At 73.1% G+C, this 19,375-nt stretch carries 37 protein-coding genes; 2 read left to right on the forward strand and 35 right to left on the reverse strand.

The window, feature by feature from the left end:
* Positions 1-76 precede the first annotated feature (76 nt).
* Genes ACLQ2N_RS08295 through ACLQ2N_RS08325 form a run of 7 tightly spaced genes read right to left on the reverse strand, consistent with a single transcriptional unit; the run spans position 77 to position 4,108 of the window.
* Positions 77-673 (reverse strand): hypothetical protein, encoded by a 597-nt coding sequence (locus tag ACLQ2N_RS08295; RefSeq protein ID WP_425810615.1) that lies wholly within the window; start codon positions 671-673, stop codon positions 77-79.
* Positions 673-1,182, reverse strand: coding sequence for a hypothetical protein (locus ACLQ2N_RS08300; RefSeq protein WP_425810617.1), 510 nt, complete (start codon positions 1,180-1,182; stop codon positions 673-675). The genes ACLQ2N_RS08295 and ACLQ2N_RS08300 overlap by 1 nt, the downstream gene beginning before the upstream one ends.
* Entirely contained in the window at positions 1,179-1,763 is a 585-nt protein-coding gene (locus tag ACLQ2N_RS08305) for a hypothetical protein (RefSeq protein ID WP_425810619.1), read from the reverse strand. Before ACLQ2N_RS08305 ends, ACLQ2N_RS08300 begins: the two co-directional genes overlap by 4 nt.
* Positions 1,760-3,229, reverse strand: coding sequence for a hypothetical protein (locus tag ACLQ2N_RS08310; RefSeq protein ID WP_425810621.1), 1,470 nt, complete (start codon positions 3,227-3,229; stop codon positions 1,760-1,762). The genes ACLQ2N_RS08305 and ACLQ2N_RS08310 overlap by 4 nt, the downstream gene beginning before the upstream one ends.
* A gap of 60 nt (positions 3,230-3,289) precedes the next feature.
* Positions 3,290-3,445 carry a hypothetical protein gene (locus tag ACLQ2N_RS08315; protein ID WP_425810623.1) on the reverse strand — a complete coding sequence of 52 codons (156 nt, stop codon included), beginning with the start codon at positions 3,443-3,445 and terminating at the stop codon, positions 3,290-3,292.
* Positions 3,438-3,767, reverse strand: coding sequence for a hypothetical protein (locus tag ACLQ2N_RS08320; protein ID WP_425810624.1), 330 nt, complete (start codon positions 3,765-3,767; stop codon positions 3,438-3,440). Before ACLQ2N_RS08320 ends, ACLQ2N_RS08315 begins: the two co-directional genes overlap by 8 nt.
* Entirely contained in the window at positions 3,764-4,108 is a 345-nt protein-coding gene (locus tag ACLQ2N_RS08325; protein WP_425810626.1) for a hypothetical protein, read from the reverse strand. The genes ACLQ2N_RS08320 and ACLQ2N_RS08325 overlap by 4 nt, the downstream gene beginning before the upstream one ends.
* Before the next feature lie 143 nt (positions 4,109-4,251).
* On the opposite strand from ACLQ2N_RS08325, the gene ACLQ2N_RS08330 reads away from it, so the two are divergent.
* Positions 4,252-4,509, forward strand: a complete 258-nt coding sequence (locus tag ACLQ2N_RS08330) for a hypothetical protein (protein WP_425810628.1) — start codon at positions 4,252-4,254, stop codon at positions 4,507-4,509.
* 70 nt (positions 4,510-4,579) lie between these two features.
* On the opposite strand, the gene ACLQ2N_RS08335 is transcribed toward ACLQ2N_RS08330, so the two are convergent.
* The 28 genes from ACLQ2N_RS08335 to ACLQ2N_RS08470 all read right to left on the reverse strand — a co-directional run bounded on the left by ACLQ2N_RS08335 (position 4,580) and on the right by ACLQ2N_RS08470 (position 18,678).
* Complete coding sequence (locus ACLQ2N_RS08335) at positions 4,580-5,293, reverse strand: DNA-methyltransferase (RefSeq protein ID WP_425810630.1); 714 nt, start codon at positions 5,291-5,293, stop codon at positions 4,580-4,582.
* 116 nt (positions 5,294-5,409) lie between these two features.
* Positions 5,410-6,318, reverse strand: coding sequence for a hypothetical protein (locus ACLQ2N_RS08340; protein WP_425810632.1), 909 nt, complete (start codon positions 6,316-6,318; stop codon positions 5,410-5,412).
* Between the two features lie 89 nt (positions 6,319-6,407).
* Positions 6,408-6,629 (reverse strand): hypothetical protein, encoded by a 222-nt coding sequence (locus tag ACLQ2N_RS08345; protein WP_425810633.1) that lies wholly within the window; start codon positions 6,627-6,629, stop codon positions 6,408-6,410.
* On the reverse strand, positions 6,626-7,180 hold the full coding sequence (locus ACLQ2N_RS08350) for a hypothetical protein (RefSeq protein WP_425810635.1): 555 nt from the start codon (positions 7,178-7,180) through the stop codon (positions 6,626-6,628). Before ACLQ2N_RS08350 ends, ACLQ2N_RS08345 begins: the two co-directional genes overlap by 4 nt.
* Positions 7,177-7,353 (reverse strand): hypothetical protein, encoded by a 177-nt coding sequence (locus ACLQ2N_RS08355; protein ID WP_425810637.1) that lies wholly within the window; start codon positions 7,351-7,353, stop codon positions 7,177-7,179. The genes ACLQ2N_RS08350 and ACLQ2N_RS08355 overlap by 4 nt, the downstream gene beginning before the upstream one ends.
* Positions 7,350-8,408: a hypothetical protein gene (locus tag ACLQ2N_RS08360; RefSeq protein WP_425810639.1), complete on the reverse strand. Its 1,059-nt coding sequence runs from the start codon at positions 8,406-8,408 to the stop codon at positions 7,350-7,352. The genes ACLQ2N_RS08355 and ACLQ2N_RS08360 overlap by 4 nt, the downstream gene beginning before the upstream one ends.
* A gap of 32 nt (positions 8,409-8,440) precedes the next feature.
* Positions 8,441-8,662, reverse strand: coding sequence for a hypothetical protein (locus tag ACLQ2N_RS08365; RefSeq protein WP_425810641.1), 222 nt, complete (start codon positions 8,660-8,662; stop codon positions 8,441-8,443).
* Positions 8,659-9,396 carry a zinc finger domain-containing protein gene (locus ACLQ2N_RS08370; protein WP_425810643.1) on the reverse strand — a complete coding sequence of 246 codons (738 nt, stop codon included), beginning with the start codon at positions 9,394-9,396 and terminating at the stop codon, positions 8,659-8,661. Before ACLQ2N_RS08370 ends, ACLQ2N_RS08365 begins: the two co-directional genes overlap by 4 nt.
* Positions 9,397-9,398: 2 nt before the next feature.
* Positions 9,399-10,193: a hypothetical protein gene (locus ACLQ2N_RS08375; protein ID WP_425810645.1), complete on the reverse strand. Its 795-nt coding sequence runs from the start codon at positions 10,191-10,193 to the stop codon at positions 9,399-9,401.
* Between the two features lie 14 nt (positions 10,194-10,207).
* Entirely contained in the window at positions 10,208-10,558 is a 351-nt protein-coding gene (locus tag ACLQ2N_RS08380; protein ID WP_425810647.1) for a hypothetical protein, read from the reverse strand.
* Complete coding sequence (locus ACLQ2N_RS08385; protein ID WP_425810649.1) at positions 10,558-10,995, reverse strand: hypothetical protein; 438 nt, start codon at positions 10,993-10,995, stop codon at positions 10,558-10,560. The genes ACLQ2N_RS08380 and ACLQ2N_RS08385 overlap by 1 nt, the downstream gene beginning before the upstream one ends.
* A 2-nt stretch (positions 10,996-10,997) precedes the next feature.
* A complete protein-coding gene (locus ACLQ2N_RS08390) occupies positions 10,998-11,264 on the reverse strand; it encodes a hypothetical protein (protein ID WP_425810651.1) in 267 nt (88 codons plus the stop codon).
* A gap of 88 nt (positions 11,265-11,352) precedes the next feature.
* Entirely contained in the window at positions 11,353-11,943 is a 591-nt protein-coding gene (locus ACLQ2N_RS08395; protein ID WP_425810653.1) for a crossover junction endodeoxyribonuclease RuvC, read from the reverse strand.
* On the reverse strand, positions 11,940-12,197 hold the full coding sequence (locus tag ACLQ2N_RS08400; RefSeq protein WP_425810655.1) for a hypothetical protein: 258 nt from the start codon (positions 12,195-12,197) through the stop codon (positions 11,940-11,942). The genes ACLQ2N_RS08395 and ACLQ2N_RS08400 overlap by 4 nt, the downstream gene beginning before the upstream one ends.
* Entirely contained in the window at positions 12,194-12,619 is a 426-nt protein-coding gene (locus tag ACLQ2N_RS08405) for a phiSA1p31-related protein (protein WP_425810657.1), read from the reverse strand. Before ACLQ2N_RS08405 ends, ACLQ2N_RS08400 begins: the two co-directional genes overlap by 4 nt.
* Complete coding sequence (locus ACLQ2N_RS08410; protein ID WP_425810659.1) at positions 12,616-13,407, reverse strand: exonuclease domain-containing protein; 792 nt, start codon at positions 13,405-13,407, stop codon at positions 12,616-12,618. The genes ACLQ2N_RS08405 and ACLQ2N_RS08410 overlap by 4 nt, the downstream gene beginning before the upstream one ends.
* Positions 13,404-14,468, reverse strand: coding sequence for a hypothetical protein (locus tag ACLQ2N_RS08415; RefSeq protein ID WP_425810660.1), 1,065 nt, complete (start codon positions 14,466-14,468; stop codon positions 13,404-13,406). Before ACLQ2N_RS08415 ends, ACLQ2N_RS08410 begins: the two co-directional genes overlap by 4 nt.
* A gap of 14 nt (positions 14,469-14,482) precedes the next feature.
* On the reverse strand, positions 14,483-15,292 hold the full coding sequence (locus tag ACLQ2N_RS08420; protein ID WP_425810662.1) for a hypothetical protein: 810 nt from the start codon (positions 15,290-15,292) through the stop codon (positions 14,483-14,485).
* 13 nt (positions 15,293-15,305) lie between these two features.
* Positions 15,306-15,479 (reverse strand): hypothetical protein, encoded by a 174-nt coding sequence (locus ACLQ2N_RS08425; protein WP_425810664.1) that lies wholly within the window; start codon positions 15,477-15,479, stop codon positions 15,306-15,308.
* Between the two features lie 124 nt (positions 15,480-15,603).
* The gene (locus tag ACLQ2N_RS08430; protein ID WP_425810666.1) at positions 15,604-15,882 is read right to left on the reverse strand and encodes a hypothetical protein; all 279 of its coding nucleotides are present in this window, start codon (positions 15,880-15,882) and stop codon (positions 15,604-15,606) included.
* The gene (locus tag ACLQ2N_RS08435) at positions 15,879-16,358 is read right to left on the reverse strand and encodes a hypothetical protein (protein WP_425810668.1); all 480 of its coding nucleotides are present in this window, start codon (positions 16,356-16,358) and stop codon (positions 15,879-15,881) included. Before ACLQ2N_RS08435 ends, ACLQ2N_RS08430 begins: the two co-directional genes overlap by 4 nt.
* On the reverse strand, positions 16,355-16,801 hold the full coding sequence (locus ACLQ2N_RS08440; protein ID WP_425810669.1) for a hypothetical protein: 447 nt from the start codon (positions 16,799-16,801) through the stop codon (positions 16,355-16,357). The genes ACLQ2N_RS08435 and ACLQ2N_RS08440 overlap by 4 nt, the downstream gene beginning before the upstream one ends.
* Positions 16,798-17,241, reverse strand: a complete 444-nt coding sequence (locus ACLQ2N_RS08445; protein WP_425810671.1) for a hypothetical protein — start codon at positions 17,239-17,241, stop codon at positions 16,798-16,800. Before ACLQ2N_RS08445 ends, ACLQ2N_RS08440 begins: the two co-directional genes overlap by 4 nt.
* Positions 17,234-17,590 carry a hypothetical protein gene (locus ACLQ2N_RS08450; protein WP_425810673.1) on the reverse strand — a complete coding sequence of 119 codons (357 nt, stop codon included), beginning with the start codon at positions 17,588-17,590 and terminating at the stop codon, positions 17,234-17,236. Before ACLQ2N_RS08450 ends, ACLQ2N_RS08445 begins: the two co-directional genes overlap by 8 nt.
* Positions 17,587-17,844: a hypothetical protein gene (locus tag ACLQ2N_RS08455; protein WP_425810675.1), complete on the reverse strand. Its 258-nt coding sequence runs from the start codon at positions 17,842-17,844 to the stop codon at positions 17,587-17,589. Before ACLQ2N_RS08455 ends, ACLQ2N_RS08450 begins: the two co-directional genes overlap by 4 nt.
* The gene (locus ACLQ2N_RS08460; RefSeq protein ID WP_425810677.1) at positions 17,841-18,194 is read right to left on the reverse strand and encodes a hypothetical protein; all 354 of its coding nucleotides are present in this window, start codon (positions 18,192-18,194) and stop codon (positions 17,841-17,843) included. Before ACLQ2N_RS08460 ends, ACLQ2N_RS08455 begins: the two co-directional genes overlap by 4 nt.
* 83 nt (positions 18,195-18,277) lie before the next feature.
* Positions 18,278-18,451 (reverse strand): hypothetical protein, encoded by a 174-nt coding sequence (locus ACLQ2N_RS08465; RefSeq protein ID WP_425810679.1) that lies wholly within the window; start codon positions 18,449-18,451, stop codon positions 18,278-18,280.
* Entirely contained in the window at positions 18,448-18,678 is a 231-nt protein-coding gene (locus ACLQ2N_RS08470; protein ID WP_425810681.1) for a helix-turn-helix domain-containing protein, read from the reverse strand. Before ACLQ2N_RS08470 ends, ACLQ2N_RS08465 begins: the two co-directional genes overlap by 4 nt.
* 232 nt (positions 18,679-18,910) lie before the next feature.
* Here ACLQ2N_RS08470 and ACLQ2N_RS08475 point away from each other — a divergent pair, with 232 nt between their 5' ends.
* Complete coding sequence (locus ACLQ2N_RS08475; RefSeq protein ID WP_425810683.1) at positions 18,911-19,366, forward strand: helix-turn-helix domain-containing protein; 456 nt, start codon at positions 18,911-18,913, stop codon at positions 19,364-19,366.
* The last annotated feature ends 9 nt before the right edge of the window (positions 19,367-19,375 follow it).

Here is a 19,375-nt window from a genome sequence, read left to right on the forward strand (position 1 = left end):
CCGTAGGGGTAGACCGGCGGTAGAGCCGCCGGAAAACGTGGGTAGAGGGCGGGGGACGGGACGGTAGACGTGCAGGTCAGACGGTGGGGGACGGGGTGGTAGACGGTTCCGTCTCCTCGGGTTGGGAGAGGGGCGGCAGGGCCGCCTTAAGGACCCCGCGGGTCGGCCCCTTCCGACCGACCTTGACCTTGAGCTCGACGGGGATACCGAGGGCCTCCAGTCGGGCCCGCAGGTCGGCCACCTTCCAGCCCTTCCCCTGCCCCTTGGACTGGAGGTGTTCCAGGACCTCGGACAGGTGCACGGCGGGGCGGTCGCCGAGGACCTCGTGCAGGAGTTGAACCACGGCGTCGCGGGTGGCCACCGGCGGGGGCTCCTCGGCGGTGGCCTCCTTCTCGTCGTGGTCCAGGGCGCGTACGGCGGCCCAGAGCCAGAGGGGGACGGCGGCCCAGAGGATGACGGGCCAGCGGCGGACCAGCCACCACGCCCCGTACGCGGCGCCGCCGAGGATGGCCACGCGGAGGATGCAGCCGAGGATCGCGGCGACGCCGTCGAGGTCGTCGCGGCGGCCGGCGCGGACCCAGGCCGTGGCCCGGGTGCTGAGGCGGCGGACGAGGATGCGCTGCCCGGCGACGAGGGTGCGGGCGCGGCGCTGCGCTTTCGTGGGCTCGTTCATCAGACGTTCCCTTCCAGGGCGTTGCGGCCGGACAGGCCGAGGCCGTTGACGAGTTCGGGGAGGCCGTCGAGCATTCCGGCGACGCCGGCGGTGACGCACAGGACCATCCCGGCGAAGAGGAACCCGGCGAGCCGGCCCTTGTCCTCCTTGTTCGCGGCCTTGTAGGAGAGGAGGAGGAGCACGAAGAGCAGGAAGACGACGCCGCCGCCTTCGGGGCTGAGCTGGCCGAGTGAGGCGGTGGCCATGGGGGTTCCGGCGTCCGTACCCGTGGTGGTGCTGATGACCTTGCCGCCTACGCCTCCGGCGGTCTGGCGGGCGCATCCGGCGAGCCATCCGCCGAGGCCGCCGAGGCAGATCGTGGACAACGCCCCGTTGATGAAGCCCTGGGCCATAGCGAGGAGGTCTTTCACCGCGCGGCCGCCGGTCCACCATTTCCGGAGGTAGACGGCCATGACCGCGAGGGCGATGAGGCAGGCGGCGAAGGTGGCGCCGGTGAGGGTCGTTTTCATCGGTGGTGGACTCCGGTGTATGCGGTGACGAGGTCGAACGGGTCAAGGACGCCCAGGACGCCGCCGCTGGCGATGACGATGCAGCAGAGGCGCAGGACGGTGGCGCCGTGGCGGCCGGCGCGAGTGCAGGCCCAGGCGAGGGGGACCAGGGCGAGGGCGTAGCCGGTCGGGGCGCCCCACTCGGCCCGGGCCTGGCCGGTGGCGTAGGCCCAGGTCGCAGCGGCGCTGTAGTGGGTGCCGGGGAAGGGGAGCACGGTCAGGAGCAGCGCGCCGCTGACCTGCCAGGGACGGCCGAGGCGGCGACGCACCCAGGCGGTGACGCGCTCGCGCCAGGTGGGGGCGGGCGGCTCGTAGTACGGGCCGGGCTGCAGGGTGACGTGGACGTGGACCGGGGCCGGTACGGGGGCGGACGGCGGTACGGGGACGACCGGTGGGGTGGGCGGTGAGGGCGGTCCGGCAGGCGGGGCGGCGGCCGCGGGGCGCTCCCACCACGGGGGTACCTCCCCCGGCAGAGGGCCGCGGTCCGGGAGCGGCGCCCCGGCCGGGATGATCCGGGTCGGGGTGAGCGGGCGATCGGTCACGGGGTGGTCTCCAGGGTGAGGGTGTCGCGGATCAGTTGGGCGCGGCGCTGCCCGATGCCGTACTGCGCCTTGAGGGCCTTGATGCCGGGAACGCGGGTGCCGTGGTCCGCGCGTACCTGCTCGATGAGCGGGTCGGGGTCGGGCACGTCGAGGTCCCCCTCGGGTACCTCGTCGTCGGGTACCTCGGGCACGGGTACCTCGGTCGGGTCGGGTACCTCTCGGGGTGTGGGGGCGGGTACCTGGGTGTCGGGTACCGCCGTGTGTTCGGGTTCGGCCTCGGCGGCCGGGGCCGGAATGCGGACGTGGACGTGCGGGGTCCGCGCGTCGGCGGCGAGCACGGGTACTCGGACGGGTACCTGCGGGCTGGCCAGCACGGACGGGGCGAGCGCGGGTACCTCGGGTACGGGTACCTCGGGGCTCGGGTTGCCCGCCCGGGTAGCTACCCGCACCTGCGTCTCGGAGACGGGTACCCCGTACTCGGTGCACAGCGCGGCGAGCTCGGCCGGGGTGGCCTCGGGGTGCGCGGACCGCACCTGGTGGACGGCGGCGAGCGGGTCCATGCGGCGCAGCTGTGCTCCGGTGACACCGAGAGGGGTGGCCGGGTACCCGGGTTCGGGTACAGGGGTACCCCACGGTGAGGCGAGGGCCAGGGTGGCGAGCTGCCCCGAGGTACGGCGGGCGGCGAGCAGCTGAAGAAGTTGGTGGCGCTGCTCCCCGTTCGTGCCGGCGCCGGACCGGGCGACGGCGGCCGCCAGGCGGCGGCGGCGCAGGGTGCCGAGCGGTCCGCCGGGGCGCAGCTCCAGGAGCGCGGCGAGGCGTACGGCCCGGGCGGTGGCGCGGTCGCGGGTGATCTGCTCCGCGGTACGGTCCCGGGCGGCCAGGCCGAGGCGGGAGAGCAGGCGCTCGCGGAGTTCGCGACCGATGACGGCGGGCAGCCCGGTGGACAGGGCGTCGGGGCGGATGACGCGGATTTCCAGGCCCATGGCGAGGTGCCACAGCAGCCCGGCCATGACGGGGCCGAAGAACGCCCGGACGGTGCCGCCGAGAGGCCCGGACTCGGTGTAGGCCGGCAGGATCTGCACTCCTGTGATGAGCCAGACGAGCACGCCCGGCACGCCGGCGGTGCCTGCGGCGGTGGCGGTGGCGGTGGCGGCCTTGTTGGCGCGGGCCATGACGGCGCAGGCGAGGAGCGCGAGCTCCCCGGCCGCGAACATCACGGCCCGCTCGTTGAGGTTGGCCATGCCGAGGTGGTGCTCGGCGAACCGCCACGACGTGTCCGCGCTGTAGGCGGTGCACACCATGGCGCCGAGCCCGGCAACGAGCACCGAGCCGGGCGGGAGAGCGAGGCGCCGCGCGGCCCGGGTGAGCAGCCAGACAGGCGCGGCGGCAAGTAGGGCTGCCACGATGGCGAGCCCGGCGGCCGACCACGGGTGGGTGAGCGCCCAGGGGGTGAGCTGGTGAAGCACGGTGCTCCTCCGGGAGCAGGAAGGGGGCCGGGGCCGCAACGGGTGTGCGGCCCCGGCGGGTTACTGGGTGGCGGCCGCGTTGGCGGCGGCGGCGCGGGCATCCGCGTCGGCCTCGGCGACCGCGCGGCGACGCTCGGCCTCGGCGCGCATCTGTTCCTGCGCGCGCTGGTACGCGGCGGCGGCATCGGTGTCGCTGACCGAGGGCTGCTTAGCCACGGGTGTCACCCCCCTGCTGCTCCCGGGTGGCGTAGGGGATGGTGCCGTTGGCCCTGCGGAGCAGCCACTGGGTGTCGAAGGCCAGGCCCTGCGTCGGGTCGGCGAGGAGGTCGACCAGGCTGGCGCGAACGCTGCGCACGCGGTCCTCGAGGATCGTGAGGTAGGCCGTGGTGTCTGCGGTCGTGGCCGGGGGCGGGACGTCCAGCGCGGCGTTGAGGGCCTGCAGGAAGGCGGCGGTGGCCGGGTCGATGGCGCCAGTCAGCTGGTCGCGGACGCGGTCGGCGGCGGCGCCGACGAGGGGTTCGCGGGTCGGGTCGCTCATCGGCCGGCCGCCTTCAGGAGGCGCATGCCGTACTCGGCGCGGGTGATCGGGGCCTCGCCGGTCGGGGTGTCGACGCGGGGCATGTGGCGCAGCAGGCGGCCGGTGGCGGCGACGGCGTGGGGGGTGCCGAAGCCGTGGACGTCGGCGGCGGCGCGGCCGGCGTACGCGAGGCGGGTGACCTCACGCATCAGCAGCGTCGGCTCGGTCGCGCAGAGGGCGGTGCCGATGTCGGCCATGAGGGCGCGGGTGGCCCGGTCGGGGGCGGTGAGGGCCTGGGCGAGGGCCAGGTCCATGTCGGGGTCCGAGGCGTAGGCCGTGGTGGCGCGGATACGATCGCGCATAAGTCATTCCTCCTGGTGAAGACAGGCGGTTTGGCTGGCCCCGGCCGGGAGGTGCGAACTCCTTGCCGGGGCCGTGTTGTTGGCGAGTACGACCGTAGCGAGAAGTGTGGACAATGTCCACACTTCTTCGAGAGGATGTCCCCATGCCCGAGCCACCCGAGGGGCCCCCGCCGGAGAAGAGGACCATGACCATCCCCAAGCTGGCCGCGCGCGTCGGCCGCAGCCGCACCCTGATCCACCGGCTCGCGACGAACCCCGCCGAGGGATGGCCGGCCCCCGTCTACCAGCCAGGCAGCAGCCGCCCCGAGTACGACGTCGCCTGGTTCGACCGGTACTGGGAGCAGCGACAGGCGAACATGCGGCAGGGCCGCCGCACTGACCTGCAGGGTCCGGACGCCTGAGCCGCCGAGCAGTTGCGCCCCGCCCATGACAGTTGGGCGGGGCGCAGTCGTGCCCGGAGCGTACCGGCGGTCAGGCGGCGGCCAGGCGCCCCTCGGCGGTCGTCACGTTGGCCGCGGACTGCTCGATCCCGATGAAGTGCCGGCCCTCGGCGAGCGCTGCTACGCCCGTAGTGCCGGACCCGGCGAACGGGTCCAGGACCGTGCCACCCTCGGGGGCAATGCGGACCAGCTGGCGCATGACGTCGACCGGCTTCTGCGTGATGTGCACGCGGTCCTTCCCGCGCGGCTGTGAGCCCTCGAGCCACCCGGGCAGGTAGATGGCGGGGGCGTGGCGGAGCGGGTCGCCGCGCGAGCCCCACAGCACGTACTCGCACTCGCGCTTGAAACCATCCTTCACCGGGCGGCTGATGGGCTTGCGCCACGGGATGATCCCCCGCCACGTCCACCCGGCGGCCTGTAGGGCGTCGCTCGTCGCGGGCAGCTGCGCCCAGTCCGTGAAGACGAGCAGTGAGCCGCCGGGGCGGGTGAGTCGGTATGCCTCGGCGAGGACCAGGCCGAGCCAGTGGGTGTAGCCGCGCTGGTCCCGGGTGTCCCCGTCGAAGTCGCCCAGGTCGTGCTGGGCGTCCCCCGACACGTACTTGTCGCGGGCGCCCTGGGCGCGGCGCTCGGCGTTGGTGCGGCCGCCGGAGTTGTACGGCGGGTCGCAGACCACGGCGTCCACGAGGTCGTTGAGCGTGGGAAGCAGGGTCAGGGCATCACCGCAATGCAACGTCCACTCGGTCATATGGGCCTCCTGGTACTTGCACTCATCCTCCCTGCACCAGAGGCTCAACGCAGTACCGCATATGTCGCACTCCGATGCCCCGGTCAGAACGACCGGGGCATCGGGACAAGCCTGTGCTACGCCGCTGCGGGCCGCTCCCGCGCCGCCGCCCGCTGCCGGCGCCGAGCCTCCGCCCGCCGCGCCCGCTTCTCCGCCGCGCTCAGTGCCTGGTACAGGGCGGCGAGCTGCTCAACGCTCGACCACACCCGGGCACGCCGCTCGATGTCGAACGGAACCGGGGCGTGGCAGTCGATCAGCCCGGTCGCGCACGACACGCTCATCACTGTGCCGGCCTCGGAGTGCATGACCAGGTCGCCCCCGCACCAGGGGCACGGCATGTCCGGGAGCACTGCGACGGTTCGCCCGAGCCCGAGGACTCGGTCGATCCGCGCTGCGGCGTCCCGGGCGTACGAGCCGATCCTCGCCCAGTCGGCGTCGTGGGTGGCGCAGCACGGCCCGTCGCCGAGCTGGTCCAGCAGCCATTGTGCGGCCGTCGGCGCGGTGCGCTGGGCGCGGTCGGACCCGTACCAGTCGGCCGGGTCGGTCGCGGACCGGGCGGCGATCTGGTCCGCGAGGGCGCAGAGCCCGAGCTTGACCGCGCGCATGGTGTCGACGATGTGGAGGCGGACGGGCACGGGGCGCTCGCCGAGCTGTGCATGGTCGCGGTCGGGGCGCACCGGGTGGGTGTGTCCCTCGCCGACGTGGGTGCAGAACGCGCACTCGTAGTAGAGCTGCCCGGTGTGGTGCCGGGTGGTGACGAGCCGCTGTGGGTGGTGGATGGCGTGGGCGATCGCGGCGGCGAGGGACTGCTCGGCGGACACGGCGGCGGCGTCCTGGTCGTCGAGGGCGCGCAGGTACTCGGCGCCCGGCCGGTTGGGGGGCCAGGCGGGGCCGGGGCCGGTGCTGTCGAGGGCGGCGGTGAGGTGGTCCCAGTGGTCGAGGATGTGCTGCAGGTTCTCGGCGGGGGTGCGGTGAGGGTGGGTCATGGCGGGGTGTCTCCTGTGGTGCGTAGGGTGATCTCACCGCGTTGGGGCGCCCCGGACATCTGGCCGGATGGGGGCGCCCCGTCGTTGCGTCAGGGGCTCGGGTGGTAGGCGTCTATCGCCGGGACGTCATCAACCTCGCGGTACACGTCCAGCAACCGCGGGGGCCGGGTCGCGGGTCGGCCGTAACCGGGAAGTACCGGGCGCAGGGTGTACGGGTCGTGCAGCATCGCGATGTCGATCTCGGCCGGCTCGCCGCAGTCGTCGATCCACATGTCGTCGTCCCACAGCCCGTCGTCGGTCGGCGTCGTCACGGCAGCCACCGGGACACCGCCGAGATGATGGCGTCGACGCGGCCCTCGCTGCGCGACGCCTCACACGGGCAGGCCATCGTGCGCCCGCAGTCGGGGCAGGCGACCGGCGCGGTCAGGGCCCGGTCGATCGCCCGGCGCAGCGCGAGCGGCGCGGTGCCCGTTTCCGCCGGTTCGGCCGGCTCGTCGTCGGGCTCTTCGTTGTCGAGCCAGCGCACCTCGGTCGCGCCGACGTGCCCGTGCACGAACTCGACGGACACGCGGCCTCGGTCCCAGAACACGGCGCTCGGGTGCTCGCCGCGCCACCGCACCGAGGCGGTGCCGTCCGGCCAGAGCACGCCGTCGGCGACGTACCCCTCGCCGGAGATGCCCGTGACGTCCTCGTGCCGGACAAGGACGAACCGGCGCGGGCGGGCGTGCTGGTCGCGGTGTACGACGGTGCGCCCTGTGAGTTCCGTGGTGACGTCGTCGAGGAGCTGCTGCACTACGGGGCCGGGGGCGTGTTGCAGGGCGATGGCGCGCAGCGTGTCGACTGCAGTCGGCTGGTCGGTCATCGGCGGTGGCCCTTCTTCTTCAGGGTGCGGGCGTAGGCGCGGCGTGCGGCCCGGTTTGGTGGGGGTGCGGGGTCGGGGGCGTCGTCGTCGACGTACTGCTCGCCGAGGCTCGGGGCTTGGTTGGCGGGGCCGGGGTCGTGCCAGCCGGGCGGGAGTCGGCGCGGGCCGGTCACGGCTGCGGCTCCTTGGTCGCGGCGGTGGCCGGCAGCTGGTTGAGCAGGGTCAGGGCGTGCGCCAGGTCGGCTTCCGTGGGGTGCGGCTCGCGCCGCTCCTCGGTCGTGTCGGGCCCGGGGGCGGTGTTGTGTCCGTGCTGCGCTTCGGCGATCAGCCGCCACGTACTGCACGCGGTCTCGACGGCGGCCAGCGCCTCGGCGGGTGTGGCCCCGGGGGTGGCGACGGCGTGCTCGATCTCGGCGAGGAACTCGGCGAGGTCTTCGGTGTCCATGAGCGTGGCCCAGGGGAACGCGGGCGGCCGCAGTGCCCCGGGCAGGGCGTCGCGGCCGAACGTCGCCCGCCACTGCCCCACCTCGGTGTCCAGCTCCCGGATGCGGGCGTCGGCGTTCCGTACCTCGTAGTGCCAGTAGGCGCGGTCGTCCTTCACCCGGGCCAGCTCGGCCCGCAGCGCGGCCTGCTCGGTGTCGGCGACGGCCATGGCGGCGTCGGCCTCCGTGCGGTAGCTCGCGGCGTCGTCCGGGTAGTTGGCGACGAGGTTGTCCCATCCGAAGCCGCCCGCAGTAGCCAGCGCTGCCGCGTACCGGTCGCGGCGGTCGGCGGGCGCGGCCGGGGCAGGCGCGGGGGTGCCGTAGACGGGGTGCCGGGACGCGTACACCCCGGAGTGCGTGCCGCCCACCACCAGCTCCAGCCGGGCCCCGGCGGTCTGCCGGTCCCAGCTGTAGTCCGGGCACGCGGGCTCGTCCTCCTCCCAGAAGTCGACCATGCCCTGCCGTGCGGCAGCCTCGGTGACGTAGTGACCGTAGGGGGCCTCGTCCTCGCGCCACACCTGCCACACCTCGGCCAGCGGAGCGGCGGTCGCGGGGGCCGTGGTCGGGGTGTCGAGCACCTGCCGGGCCACCGTGGCAGCGGGGTCGGGTCCGGTGCAGCCCAGCAGCTCACGGGTACGCCCCGTGTGGCGGGGGTTGGTGCACGGTTCCGACGGCGGCAGAGCTACGGCGTCCGGCCGCTCACGGCGCAGACGGTCGACGATCTCGCGCATGGTCATCGCGGGCATGATGGTTCTCCTTTGGTGAGTTGGGTGGGGGTTCAGGCGGCAGCCGACGGCCGGGCCGGACCACGTGAGACACGGGGCGGTGCGCACATCACCTCGGCCCCGAGGTGCCAGTGCCAGCCCTCGCGGGCGAGCTCGGCCACCGCGAGCCGGCCGATCGCGTCGGGTCCGGCGTTCGGGTGGTCCTCGATCACCGCAGCGACGATCGCGGCGACTGCGTCGGGGATGCGAGAGCGCTGCGTGCTCGGGTACGTCATGACGCCGCCCCCTGGTTCGCGATCATCTGCTCCAGCCGGGCCAACGCCACCGCGCGCCGCTGCTCGATCGCCTCGGGCGTCTCCCGTTCGATGACCTCGCCACGGGCCAGACGGGCACGCGCCGAGTGCGGAACACGCAGCGTCCGCGTACGGCCCTCGGCGCCGAGCGAACCGATCTTCTGGCAGGGGCGGCCGATCGCCGCCGAGCAGCTCGGGCACTCCACACCGAGTGGCCCTGGCCGCCGCACCGCAGCGACCACCGGGTCAACGGCCGGCGGCTCGTCGTCCGGGATCTCCCGCCCGACCGCGTTGTCACCGAACCGGCGGGCGAGCTCCTGCGTGAAGTTGTGCGCCGGGCCACCCGTCAGCCGGCCGACCGGTGCGCCGACCATGCGGCCGGACGCGACCGCGTCGAGCTGCGCCCGGCGGCGGCGAACGAACTCGGCACCGGTCTCGACCTCGGCCGGGGGCACGTACGCGGGCAGCGTCGTCCCGAGCCGCTCCTGCCGGATCGCGAGGCGTCCGGACCGTACGTGGTGCGGCTGAATCCACAGCCGTTCACCGGCCCGCTCGGGGGCGGTGCCGTAGTACCGGGCGACGGCGGCGGTGGTGTCGGCGTCGTACGGGACGTCGTGGAGTGCGGCGGCCCACGCGGTGGCGTCGACCTCGCCGACGGTGCGGTTGTCGAACGCTGCGCAGTAGCCGAGGAGTTCGGCGGCGTCGGCCTTGTCCATGATCACTGATTCCCTTCGGCTCGGAGTCGCTGAGAGAGTGCGAATGCCTCGGCGGCCCGCCGGTCGGCGGTCGACATCGGCGGCCCGCTGGCGCGGCCGGCGGGGAGGTGGACGACGACCCCGCCGCCGCTCTGGGGCTGGTTGGGGCGTTCGTTCTCCGCCCACTGCCGCCACCGTCCGCCGAACCCGGCCGCCCGCACCTGGTCGTCGCTCATGCGGCGGACGAACTTGCGCGTGACAGCGTCGAGCTCGTCCGCGGTGAGCGGTGCCCTGCCCACATCCGTGCGGGCGACCTGTGCCGCGTGGACGTCCTCGGCGGACGGCGCCCAGTCCGCGGCGATCGGCTCCGGCCGGGGCGGCGCCGGGGGCGGCGGCTCCTCCTCGGCCGGTGGCTCCTCGTCGCTGAAGTCGAACGGGGCCTGCGCCGCGGGGCGGGGGCGCTTCGGTGCGCCCCGCTGCTGCCGCTTTTTCTCGGCGGCCTTTTCCCGGCGGGCCAGCACCTCGGCGCGCGACGGGTTACCCGACTCCGCGTAGTCGTGCATGTAGTAGTCGCCCTCGCGGACGGCCGGGCACCGCGGGCAGGTGTGCCCGTGCTCGTGCCACAGCCGCACCTCGACGAGCCGCCGGATTTGCGGGGTGCTGCCATACATCTTGGCGACCTCGCCGGGCACGTGCCCGTCGGTCAGTTGACGGGCCACGTACGAGCCGACGCGCGTCCACAGCCCCACCGCGGCGTTCTTCGCGCGGATCATCTTCGGGTGGCTGTCCGCCCCATCGTCAACGACGAAGTACGGCATCGGAATCTCCTGGTTCAGAGCGTGAGTTGCCCGTCAGGGACGGACGTGGTCGTGCTGGTCCGGCGCTGCGCGGCCGGCGGCGGGGCGGTGCACTGGTGGTCGATGACGTGCTCGTGCGGGCACGGCCCGTCCCGGCGGTGGCAGTCCGCCCACCGCAGCTCGGGCCCGTCCCGGGTGGTCCGCACGCACCAGTCGAGCCGGTTCGCTTCGCGCAGCCGCCCGGCGGCCGCCGCCGTCACCCGGCCCTCGTCCGCGGTCACATCGAGCGCGGCACGGCGCCCGACGAGCTGCCGCAGGACGGGGGCACCGCAGCGGGTGCAGCGCGTACGCCGCGCCCCGCTGCCGGTCGACGGCGGCCGGGGCATCAGTGCTGCTCGACTCGGCTACGCCGGGCGGCCCTGCGGTCCTCGTGCGCCTGGTACTCGTCCTCGGTCGGCATGTTCCCGAGCGCCTCGGACACCGCCGCTTCGACGTCCCGCGACCCGCCGCCGAGCTCGTCCAACGTGCCGTCCATCCGGCGGCGGCGCATCATCGCCCGCATGACCTCGGCGACGAGCTGCGCCTGCTCGTTGTCCTGCGCGACCTCGGCGAGCGTCACCCGCACCTTGACCTGCGGCGACTTGTCCTCGCCCGGCGCGTGCCCGGTGTACGCCTTGCTCGTCAGCTCGACGACGGCGTACACCGCCATGCCAGGGTGCTCGAACAGTCCTCGGCGCTGCTCCTGAGTGGCGGTGGCTTCCACCGCGGCGGCCCCGCTGTCGAGCTTGAGCTCGACCTCGGCGTCCTTGTCCAGCTTTGGCATGGTCACTTCCTTCTCTTGCTGGGGTGCTTACGGCGGTGGTCCCTCATGGCGGCCGCCTGCCGTACGTCCTTGTTGGTGCAGGTGTCCCGCCGGTGCCGCTCGGCCCTGAGCACCAGCTGCTGCACCGCGTCAGGGCCGATGGCGTCCTCGGACGGGGCGCCGCAGGCACAGGACCAGTCGGCGGACACCATCGACTTCGAGCCGTCGAAACGGACCCGCAGGCCGGGGCCCGGTGACGGGTTGCCGATCGTCGGCCCGAACCCGGTCATGCCCGCACGCTCGCCTTCGCAGCCCGCCGATGTTCCGACCGAGCCGCATTGCACGGCGGGTAACGGCCGTAGCCGTGTGGGCGGTTACTCATCGCGCAACCTCCGGCCACTCGACCTTGAGCAGTCGGTCGCGCTGCGCCTGCGGCATCCCGAACAGTGGCTGCCCGTAGTGGTCGTGGCCGGCCGCGCGCAGCCACCACGCGTCGCACTGGTCGCCGCCCGCGTCGTCCGCGAACTCGACACCGGCCACGAGATACGCCGCCGCCGCAAGACGCGCCTTGTCCGCGTTGCCGTGGTCGGCTGCGTACTGCTTGAGCGTCGCCGGAGAGACGTACGCGTATGGCACGTCAGCGTCGAGCAGCGCGCCGACGACGACACCGTGCAGCTTCCCGATGATCTTCAGGGCGGTGGCGTGCATCTTCGTCGGCAGATCCTCGATCACAGCAAGGTGCGGCCGGTGCTCGGCGAGCTCGGCGGCGAGCGCGTCGCGGATCTGCAGCAGCCTGCGGTCGGCATCGGCGGACCGGGTCTTGATCCGGTACGTCGCACCGGTCGGCAGGCACACGCCCGTCGACGTGATCGACAGATCCAACCCGATCACGCGCAGCCCGCCCGGGGCCGCGACCAGGTCGGCGGTCGGCGACAGCGCGCCGGGGGCGATCAGTCCGGGGATGCTCACGACTCCCCACCGCCCGTCACGTGCTCGCACCGTGAGCACTCCCACCCGCCGGACGGATGCGGGCGGTGCGGGACCGTCCGGTGTGCGCACTTCAGCGCGTCGCAGACCAGCCACCGCACACCCGGCTCGGGCTCGGTGAACACCGGCGCCGGGGCGGGGGCGGGGCGGGAGGGTGCGAGCCGCGCCGCCCACGTCACCGCAGCGGCACCGGCCACGGCCACAGCCCCCAGGTACGGGACGAGTTCGGCGCTCACGAACGCTCACCCGCCACCGGGGCCAGCGGCCCGTACAGCGACCACACGACGTCGAGGGTCTGCTCGGTCGGCCCGGAACCGGCCCGCATCACCGGCACACCGTCGCCGCTGCACCGGTCGGTCCACCGCCACTCAACCCCGTCGACGGCACGCCAAGTGATGGACAGGTCCCACGCGTGGCCGCTGCCGTCCGTCCACACCCGGCGCTCAGTGTCGAGCGTCCCGCCGGCGGGCATCGAGGGTGGGGCGTGGTGGCGGCAGGCGTCCGGTCCGTGCGAAGCCTCTACCCGGTCGGCGAGCTCCCGCAGAAGGGCGGCGGCCCCCTCGCCACAGAGCCCCGGGAATTCCAGAGTGGAGCGGCCATCGTTCGTGACGGTCAGGACGAGCACGTGCTCGTCCATGTCGACAATTCGGATACTCACGAGTCCCCCAGGGGTTTCATCGGCCATGACCCGTCGACGACGGCGGCCGGGTCGGTCTTCCGGAACCACTCCTGCAGCGAGGCGGCCTGCGCGGCGGCCCACTCGATCTGAGCGGCATGCAACTCGGCGAGGCTCAGCCCGCCGAGGTGGTGCAGCTGCGCCTTGCGGTGGTGCTTGATGCGCTCGGGCCAGTCCATGCGCCGCATGTGCGCGAGCGTCCCGATCCGGTACAGCACCCGCGCCGACATCAGCGCGTCGTACGAGCAGCCGTGCGCTGCCGACTCGTCCCACGGCAGGTCGTAGACCTGCGCGAGCGTGATCAGCTGCCGGGCGCCCTGCGTCTCCGACGGCCGCTTGCGGTATGGCAGGCACTGCTGGTCGAGGACCCGGGTGTCGAGGACCTGCAGCGGGACATCGCCGAGCAGGTCGTGCAGGGTCGACAGGCCGTGGCGGCGGCACTCCCGGTCCAGCAGGGTCAGGTCGTACGGGACGTTGTGCCCGACGATCGGCGCCCCGTTCCGGACCCGGGCGGCGAGCTCCTCCGCGATGTGGCCGACGACTTCGTGCGCAGGCGTCCCGTGCTCGCGGGCGTGCTCGGTGGTGATGTGGTGCACGGCCGTCGCCTCGGCCGGGATCTCGATCCCAGGGTCGGCGAGCCACTCGTGCGTTTCGGTCTGCTCGCCACCGCCGAGGCCGATCACCGCGGCGGTGACGATGCGGTCCTGCTCGACGTCAACACCGGTCGTCTCCAAGTCGAACGCGCACAGGCGCCCCAGGTGCCACGTCATCGCGCACCCCCGCCCGGCGTCGCGACCTCGGGCCACCCACCAGCGGCGTGTGCGTCGGCCGGCGGCTCGTCGTCGAGCACCTCGACCGGGTACGCGCCGTCGCCGTCGGGGCCGTATTCGTCGTCGCCCTGGTCGTCGTCCTCGCCGACCTCGCCGGTCGCGGTGTCGACGCCGGCCGCGATGTCGTCCGCGATCCGGATCAGCTCACGCGACAGCGGGTCGGTGCCCTTGGGGTCGACGTGCCCTGCAGCGCGGGCCCGTCGCCAGACGTCGCGGGCGTCCTCGACGGTGGCGCACGCCTTGGCCTCGGTCACGTAGTCCGGCACCGCCGCGGCCTCGATCGCCGGGCGGTCCAGCGACGCCGGATCGAGAGCGGCCGCCGTGCTGATCGGCCCCGACAGGGCGTGCCGCAGCTTGGGCAGCGCGGGCACGAGCATCACGACTTGGAACTGCTTGGTCTTCCCGTTGCGGACCGCGGTGCGCTGCTCGATCCACATCCGGACCGGGAGCAGCCCGGCCCCGCCCGTCGCCTGCAGCACGGTGTCGAGACCGCCCGCCATCGCGTCGGCGGCGTAGTAGCTCTTGGTTTCCAGCCGCCACACGCCGAGATCGGGCAGGTCCGGCAGGAACACCCCGATCCTCGACGTCGGCCGGCACACCTGCTCGGCCGACCGCTCGTGCCAGTCCTCGCCGAACCGGGCCAGGCAGATGCACGGCTGCCTGCTGATCGACTCCGTCTCGCCATCGCAGCGCCGTTCGCAGCCGCCGCCGCCCCACTTCTCGTACGACACGCTGAGCGGGTCGCCCGCCGGGACGATTGCCTTCAGCTCCTTGGCGTCGGTGATCACCCGCCACTGCGCGATGCTCGACCGCTGCGGCGTCCACTGCTCCACCGTGCCGCCGTACAGTTCGGCGGCCGCCGCCACGTAGTCCCGCGAGTGCGAGGTGAGCACGAACGTCTTCGACTTGACCGGGATCGGTCCCTTGCCGGGGTTCGGGTTCGGCCGGCTGTAGCCGGTGCGGATGCGGCCGAGCTCGGCGGCCTGCCGCTTCATGGTCATGATCCGGCGCCCCATCAGGCAGCCGCCTTTCGTTCAGGTGATCCCGGCGCCCAGTCGGGCAGGATCGTCGGGTACGCGCTCGGCGCGGTGTGGAGGTAGCGGGAGGTACGCGTCGCCGCGAGGAACGCCCGGAACTGCGCCTGGCCGGACGGAACCTCGATCAGCCGGTGCGACCGGGGCCGCAGGTTCAGCAGCGCGGTCCGGCGGACCCGGGGCGCCTCGCCGTCCGTGTCGTCCGGGAGCAGCCACACCGGGGCGTGCCGCAACGCAGCAAGCTGCAGGGGCTGCTCGTCGTACACGACCGTGTCCGGCTTCTTCATCGACGTCTTGTAGTCGATGAGCCACAGCTGCCGCCGACCGTGCGGGCCGGACCGCAGCCACACCCACAGGTCACCGGTCCCGGCGTACCCGTAGCGGCGGTGCACGACGGTCGTCTCGATCGCCTCGACGTCCCGCTCGACGTTGATGCGCCACAGTCGGAACCAGCTGGCGAGCTGGATCGCGTACGGCTCGACCTCGGGGTCGTACGGGTAGGGCGTGTTCAGTACCAGGGCGACCGCCCGCAGGTGCACGCGGGTGCCGAGGTCCCGGGCCCGGTCGGTGTACTCGCGGTGCGCGGCGACCAGGTCGCGGCGCAGTGCGGTCGGTTCGTTCCGGGCCCGGCGGGCAACCGCGATGGGCTCGGCGAGGACCCGGTCGGCGGCCATCCCGGCGGCCCACGGGAGCAGTGCGGGTTTCGCGATTGCGGACAGGGCGTTGGTCACGGAGATGAGATCCGGGCCCCCGGCGGGGTCGCGGTAGTAGCGACCCCGCTCGGTTGCCACGGCGTGGCGAGGATCAGCCACCGCACACCGCCCGGCCGTTGCGGGCCCCGGCGAGGAACGCCGCCACCTTCGACGGCCGGCCAGGCGCCGAGCTCCGCCCCGGCCGGTACTTCAGCGGGTTACCGACGGGCATCGGCAGCGCGCCCATGGCGGCAACGGCCGCGGCGAGCTTCTCGTGCTCGTTCATGCCGCACCCCCACTTCGAGGGGCGGGCACGGCGAGCAGGTGACGCACCCGCCGGTACGCGGGGTGCCGCAGCTCGGCCGCCTGCCGGCCGCATCGCGCGCAGGAGCGCGGGGTGTGACGCTCGCTCACTCCGGCTCACCGCCCGCCGTGTCAGCGTGCAGCAGCTCGACCAGGTACGCGCCGATGATGTGCGAGTCGACCTCGATGACCGGCTCGGGGCAGCAGGTGTACACCGTCGGGTCGTTCGGGTCGTGGGAGTCGTCGAGACAGACCGGCGCGATCGCGTTCGGGTGCTCGCTGCCGTCCAGCTCGGTGAAGCACTGCCGCCAACCGATCCGGGCGTCGCCCGTCTCGGCGAGCAGCAGCGCGCGGGCTGCCTCGCGGGCAGTGTCGAGGTTGCTCATGCCGCACCCCCGAGCTGCACGGCCGGGATGCCGCGCTCGGTACGGAACTCGACGATCGCCTTGTCGCAGCACACCGGTTCGCCCTCGACGCTGTACGCGTCGATGTTGGCCGAGTCGTCGGCCGCCTCTTCGGCGGTCAGCACCTCCCACCCGTAGCCGCAGAACGAACACGTGTGCGTCTCCGTGCAGATGACGGTCACGTCCTCGATGTGCGGGCGGCTACGCAGCTCGGTGGCGATCTCCTCGCAGCGGCGCCGGTAGTCGCCCTCGACGTCGCGGCTGATCATGCGGTCGCTCACCGACATGCCCGCGCTCAGCTTGCCGAGGCGGCGCGGGAGCACGGCGACGGTGATCGGCTGCACGGGCGGGGCGATGAACTCGGCGAGGTCGTCGAGCCCGGTGAGACCGAGGTCGGCCGGGCGGCGGGGCTTGATGGTGACCATCACGCGCCACTCGTCACGGTACGTCTTCTTCATGCGTCCGCCTCCGGGTCGTACTCGGCGGCGACCTCGATGCGCGTAACGGTGTAATCCGTGGTGCTCTCGGCGCCGTTCTTCTGGATGAGCAGCTCGGACGGGTCGTCCGGCTCGGACTCGTCGCCGAACCACTCGAACGTGCCGCCCCCGGCGTCCGCGTCGTGGTTGAGGACGTCGGCCTCGCAGTGCTTCCGCGCGGCCTCGGCGTTGGTGTACGTGCCGAGCGGGGTCATGCCCCACGCGGCGCGGTACACGTAGACGGCAGCGGGCGCGGTCTCGGCCGGTGCGGCACCGGTGGCGGCGGCGAGCGCGAGGGTGGCGTGCACCTGCGCCTCGGCGATGGTGCGGTCGGCCTCGCACGGGCCCTCGTCGTTCGGCCGCAGGATGTCGCGTGACTCGATGAGCAGACGCTCGGCGGCGCGGTAGTGCTCGGGACCGTTCACGCTGCAGCACCACCCTTGACCGCCGCACGGGCCTCGGCCAGCGCCTCGGCCTCGCCCCTGATCGCCTGCCACACCCACAGCGCGTCCGCACCCCAGTGACCGGCAGGCAGCGACTGCACCGCCGCCACCGCGACCCGCTCAGCCAGCACGAGACCTCGCCCCCCGTACACGTGCGTGTGCGTGCTCGCCCGCGCCGCGAGATCCGTGACCAACTCCTCGTACGGCATCCGGTGCTCCGGCAGCAGCGCCCGCTCGGACGGCTCCAACTCGGCCAGCGCGACGAGCCGCTCGTACAGGTCGCTGCCCGGGTCCGTCGACAACAGCGCGTCGAGGACGTCCTCGATCACCGCCTGCGTGAACGCGTCCAGCAGCAGCCGGGCACCGCCGGGGATCGCCCGCACGCCAACTGCGATGGGGGCAGGGATGAATTCGTCAGACACGGGAGGAACCTCCGTAGACCTCGGCGAACAGGGCGGGAACACCGACACCGATCAGCCGGCCGCGCACACCGCCGACCTCGAACCGGACGACCATCTGCGCGCCGGTGCTCGAACCGCGGTGACCGTGGACGCCGAGCGCGACGGTCCAGCGGACCCAGTCGGCGAGCGAGGTGGGGCGGACGATGAACTGCACCTCGCCGCCGGCCGCGGTGGCCTCGGCGGTGGTGGGCAGGTGCCCGAATCGGGTGGGGGCGTCGTCGGCGAGGGCCTTGGCCTTGCGGCACTGGGCGGCGAGGGCGACGGCGGCCGGGCTCGGCGCCGGGCGGCGGGTGAGGGGAGCGGTCGTCACGACGTCACCTCGCACGCGTCCTCGTAGCCGTCCCAGTTGTCGACACCACCGGCGTGCAGCGCGGCCAGCAGGCGGGAGTCGTCCTCCAGCTCGGCCACCCGCCGACGCAGCGCCTCCAGCTCGGTCGCCGACTCGGGCGACTGCAGCAGCCCCGCCGCCTCCAACGCGGCCGCGACCCCGGCCGCCGACGAGTCCGTACCGGCCAGCGCCCCGAGGATCACCCCCGTCGCCGCTTGCACGCGGTGCGCGTTCACTCGGCCACCGCCACGGCCCGCAGCTCGGCGAGGACGTCCTCGCCGGACACGACCGGGACGTGCACCAGAATCCGCACCGTGCTGCCGTTCAGGCGCCGTGGCGTCTCCGTGCGCAGCGTCCACAGCGACGCACCGTCGATCTCGATGCCGCGCCGCACCTCGCCGCCGAGCTCGTACACCCACTGCGCGAGGTCGTCGACGTCCGCGAGGGTGACGTGCACGGCGTCCGGGCGGGCGACGAGCGTCGGGGCCGGAAGCCCCATGTTGTCGATCAGCACCTGCACGGCGAGACGGTTGTCGCTGCTGACCGCGTAGGAGTCGGGCGGGGGTTCGATAGGCTGAGCGCTCATGGTGGGCGCCTCACTTTCTGTGTGAGTGGGGTGGTCCGCCGGGGTGGGGTCGCTCGGGCCGGGAAGTCGGAGCGGCCCCATCGCTATGCGGCGCGCTGCGCGGCGGGGGTGTCGACGGCGGGGCCGGCGGGGTGGGTCAGGATGCGCCGGAGACCCGGGATCACGTCGTCGGGTGCGTCCGGTGCCTGCGCCACGCGCTTGTGGATTTGCTCGATCACCGCGTCGCCGAGCAGTTGCCGGCGCTCCTCGCGGGTCATGCCGGAACGCTCTCGGCGTCGACGGCGGGTTCCATGAGGTCTTCGACGGTGGTGCCGTACGCGGCGGCGATCCGTAGGGCCGAATTCAAGTCAGGCTGCGACGTGCCGTCGATGTACCGGTAGATCGAGGATTCGGCGATTCCGGTCCGCCGCGCGATCGCCGCTCTCGTGCGGTCGCCGTGTTCGTTGGCGATCTGCCGCAGTCGGCCGATCCGCAGTCGGTACATGGCTCCCCCTTCGGTGCAGGTAGGCGGTGGGTTCTCCCTAACGAGGGAGACTCTGCCACAGTCCTTCCTCCCTAGCAAGGGAGGTTCCGCTTAAGTGAGGGTTAATTTTTCCTCGAACCTCTGTTCGAGAATGCATGTGTGCAGGTCGAACGCCTAAGGGTGGCCGAACTCCCACTCTTGCGGGGCAGGGATTTTGTAGATACTCCCTAGCTAGGGAAGTAGGTTGACGTCCATGACAGACGCCCCCACGCGCGCGCGACGCTTCGCCGACATCGTCGCGCCCGCTGCCCAGCGAGCCGGATACACCGGCCACGGCTCAAACGCGAGACTTGCGCGAGATACCGGCATGTCCGAGAGCAGCGTCTCGCGCATGCTCAAGGGCCAGGCCGTGCCCGAGCTCAAGTTCTTCGCGCCCCTCTCCGAGGTGGTCGGCGTCGCCGTCATCGACCTGCTGGAAGCGATGGGCTTGCCACCCCAGTCACTTCAGCCACTGTCCGAAACCACGCCATCACAGGTAGGCTCTCGCTCTATCTCACCCGAAGAGGCCGCCGCCCGCTTGGGCATCACCGACCCCGTCGGCGTGCATATGCTCGCGGCAACCATCGAGCGGCTCAGGCGTCTACAAGAGCAGAGCGACAACGATCAGCCCGGCGACGACGAGCGCGGGGGCACAGCAGCACAGATGTAACGGGGGCTA

Source organism: Streptomyces sp. DT224, assembly GCF_049844595.1.
Classification (GTDB): Bacteria; Actinomycetota; Actinomycetes; order Streptomycetales; family Streptomycetaceae; genus Streptomyces.

Excerpts from the sequence above, each read along its gene's own strand:
- ACLQ2N_RS08295 (WP_425810615.1), bottom strand. The coding sequence starts at position 673 with ATGAACGAGCCCACGAAAGCGCAGCGCCGCGCCCGCACCCTCGTCGCC.
- ACLQ2N_RS08300 (WP_425810617.1), bottom strand. The coding sequence starts at position 1,182 with ATGAAAACGACCCTCACCGGCGCCACCTTCGCCGCCTGCCTCATCGCC.
- ACLQ2N_RS08320 (WP_425810624.1), bottom strand. The coding sequence starts at position 3,767 with ATGAGCGACCCGACCCGCGAACCCCTCGTCGGCGCCGCCGCCGACCGC.
- ACLQ2N_RS08325 (WP_425810626.1), bottom strand. The coding sequence starts at position 4,108 with ATGCGCGATCGTATCCGCGCCACCACGGCCTACGCCTCGGACCCCGAC.
- ACLQ2N_RS08330 (WP_425810628.1), top strand. The coding sequence starts at position 4,252 with ATGCCCGAGCCACCCGAGGGGCCCCCGCCGGAGAAGAGGACCATGACC.
- ACLQ2N_RS08335 (WP_425810630.1), bottom strand. The coding sequence starts at position 5,293 with ATGACCGAGTGGACGTTGCATTGCGGTGATGCCCTGACCCTGCTTCCC.
- ACLQ2N_RS08340 (WP_425810632.1), bottom strand. The coding sequence starts at position 6,318 with ATGACCCACCCTCACCGCACCCCCGCCGAGAACCTGCAGCACATCCTC.
- ACLQ2N_RS08350 (WP_425810635.1), bottom strand. The coding sequence starts at position 7,180 with ATGACCGACCAGCCGACTGCAGTCGACACGCTGCGCGCCATCGCCCTG.
- ACLQ2N_RS08360 (WP_425810639.1), bottom strand. The coding sequence starts at position 8,408 with ATGCCCGCGATGACCATGCGCGAGATCGTCGACCGTCTGCGCCGTGAG.
- ACLQ2N_RS08365 (WP_425810641.1), bottom strand. The coding sequence starts at position 8,662 with ATGACGTACCCGAGCACGCAGCGCTCTCGCATCCCCGACGCAGTCGCC.
- ACLQ2N_RS08370 (WP_425810643.1), bottom strand. The coding sequence starts at position 9,396 with ATGGACAAGGCCGACGCCGCCGAACTCCTCGGCTACTGCGCAGCGTTC.
- ACLQ2N_RS08375 (WP_425810645.1), bottom strand. The coding sequence starts at position 10,193 with ATGCCGTACTTCGTCGTTGACGATGGGGCGGACAGCCACCCGAAGATG.
- ACLQ2N_RS08380 (WP_425810647.1), bottom strand. The coding sequence starts at position 10,558 with ATGCCCCGGCCGCCGTCGACCGGCAGCGGGGCGCGGCGTACGCGCTGC.
- ACLQ2N_RS08385 (WP_425810649.1), bottom strand. The coding sequence starts at position 10,995 with ATGCCAAAGCTGGACAAGGACGCCGAGGTCGAGCTCAAGCTCGACAGC.
- ACLQ2N_RS08390 (WP_425810651.1), bottom strand. The coding sequence starts at position 11,264 with ATGACCGGGTTCGGGCCGACGATCGGCAACCCGTCACCGGGCCCCGGC.
- ACLQ2N_RS08410 (WP_425810659.1), bottom strand. The coding sequence starts at position 13,407 with ATGACGTGGCACCTGGGGCGCCTGTGCGCGTTCGACTTGGAGACGACC.
- ACLQ2N_RS08415 (WP_425810660.1), bottom strand. The coding sequence starts at position 14,468 with ATGACCATGAAGCGGCAGGCCGCCGAGCTCGGCCGCATCCGCACCGGC.
- ACLQ2N_RS08425 (WP_425810664.1), bottom strand. The coding sequence starts at position 15,479 with ATGAACGAGCACGAGAAGCTCGCCGCGGCCGTTGCCGCCATGGGCGCG.
- ACLQ2N_RS08430 (WP_425810666.1), bottom strand. The coding sequence starts at position 15,882 with ATGAGCAACCTCGACACTGCCCGCGAGGCAGCCCGCGCGCTGCTGCTC.
- ACLQ2N_RS08435 (WP_425810668.1), bottom strand. The coding sequence starts at position 16,358 with ATGAAGAAGACGTACCGTGACGAGTGGCGCGTGATGGTCACCATCAAG.
- ACLQ2N_RS08460 (WP_425810677.1), bottom strand. The coding sequence starts at position 18,194 with ATGAGCGCTCAGCCTATCGAACCCCCGCCCGACTCCTACGCGGTCAGC.
- ACLQ2N_RS08465 (WP_425810679.1), bottom strand. The coding sequence starts at position 18,451 with ATGACCCGCGAGGAGCGCCGGCAACTGCTCGGCGACGCGGTGATCGAG.
- ACLQ2N_RS08470 (WP_425810681.1), bottom strand. The coding sequence starts at position 18,678 with ATGTACCGACTGCGGATCGGCCGACTGCGGCAGATCGCCAACGAACAC.
- ACLQ2N_RS08475 (WP_425810683.1), top strand. The coding sequence starts at position 18,911 with ATGACAGACGCCCCCACGCGCGCGCGACGCTTCGCCGACATCGTCGCG.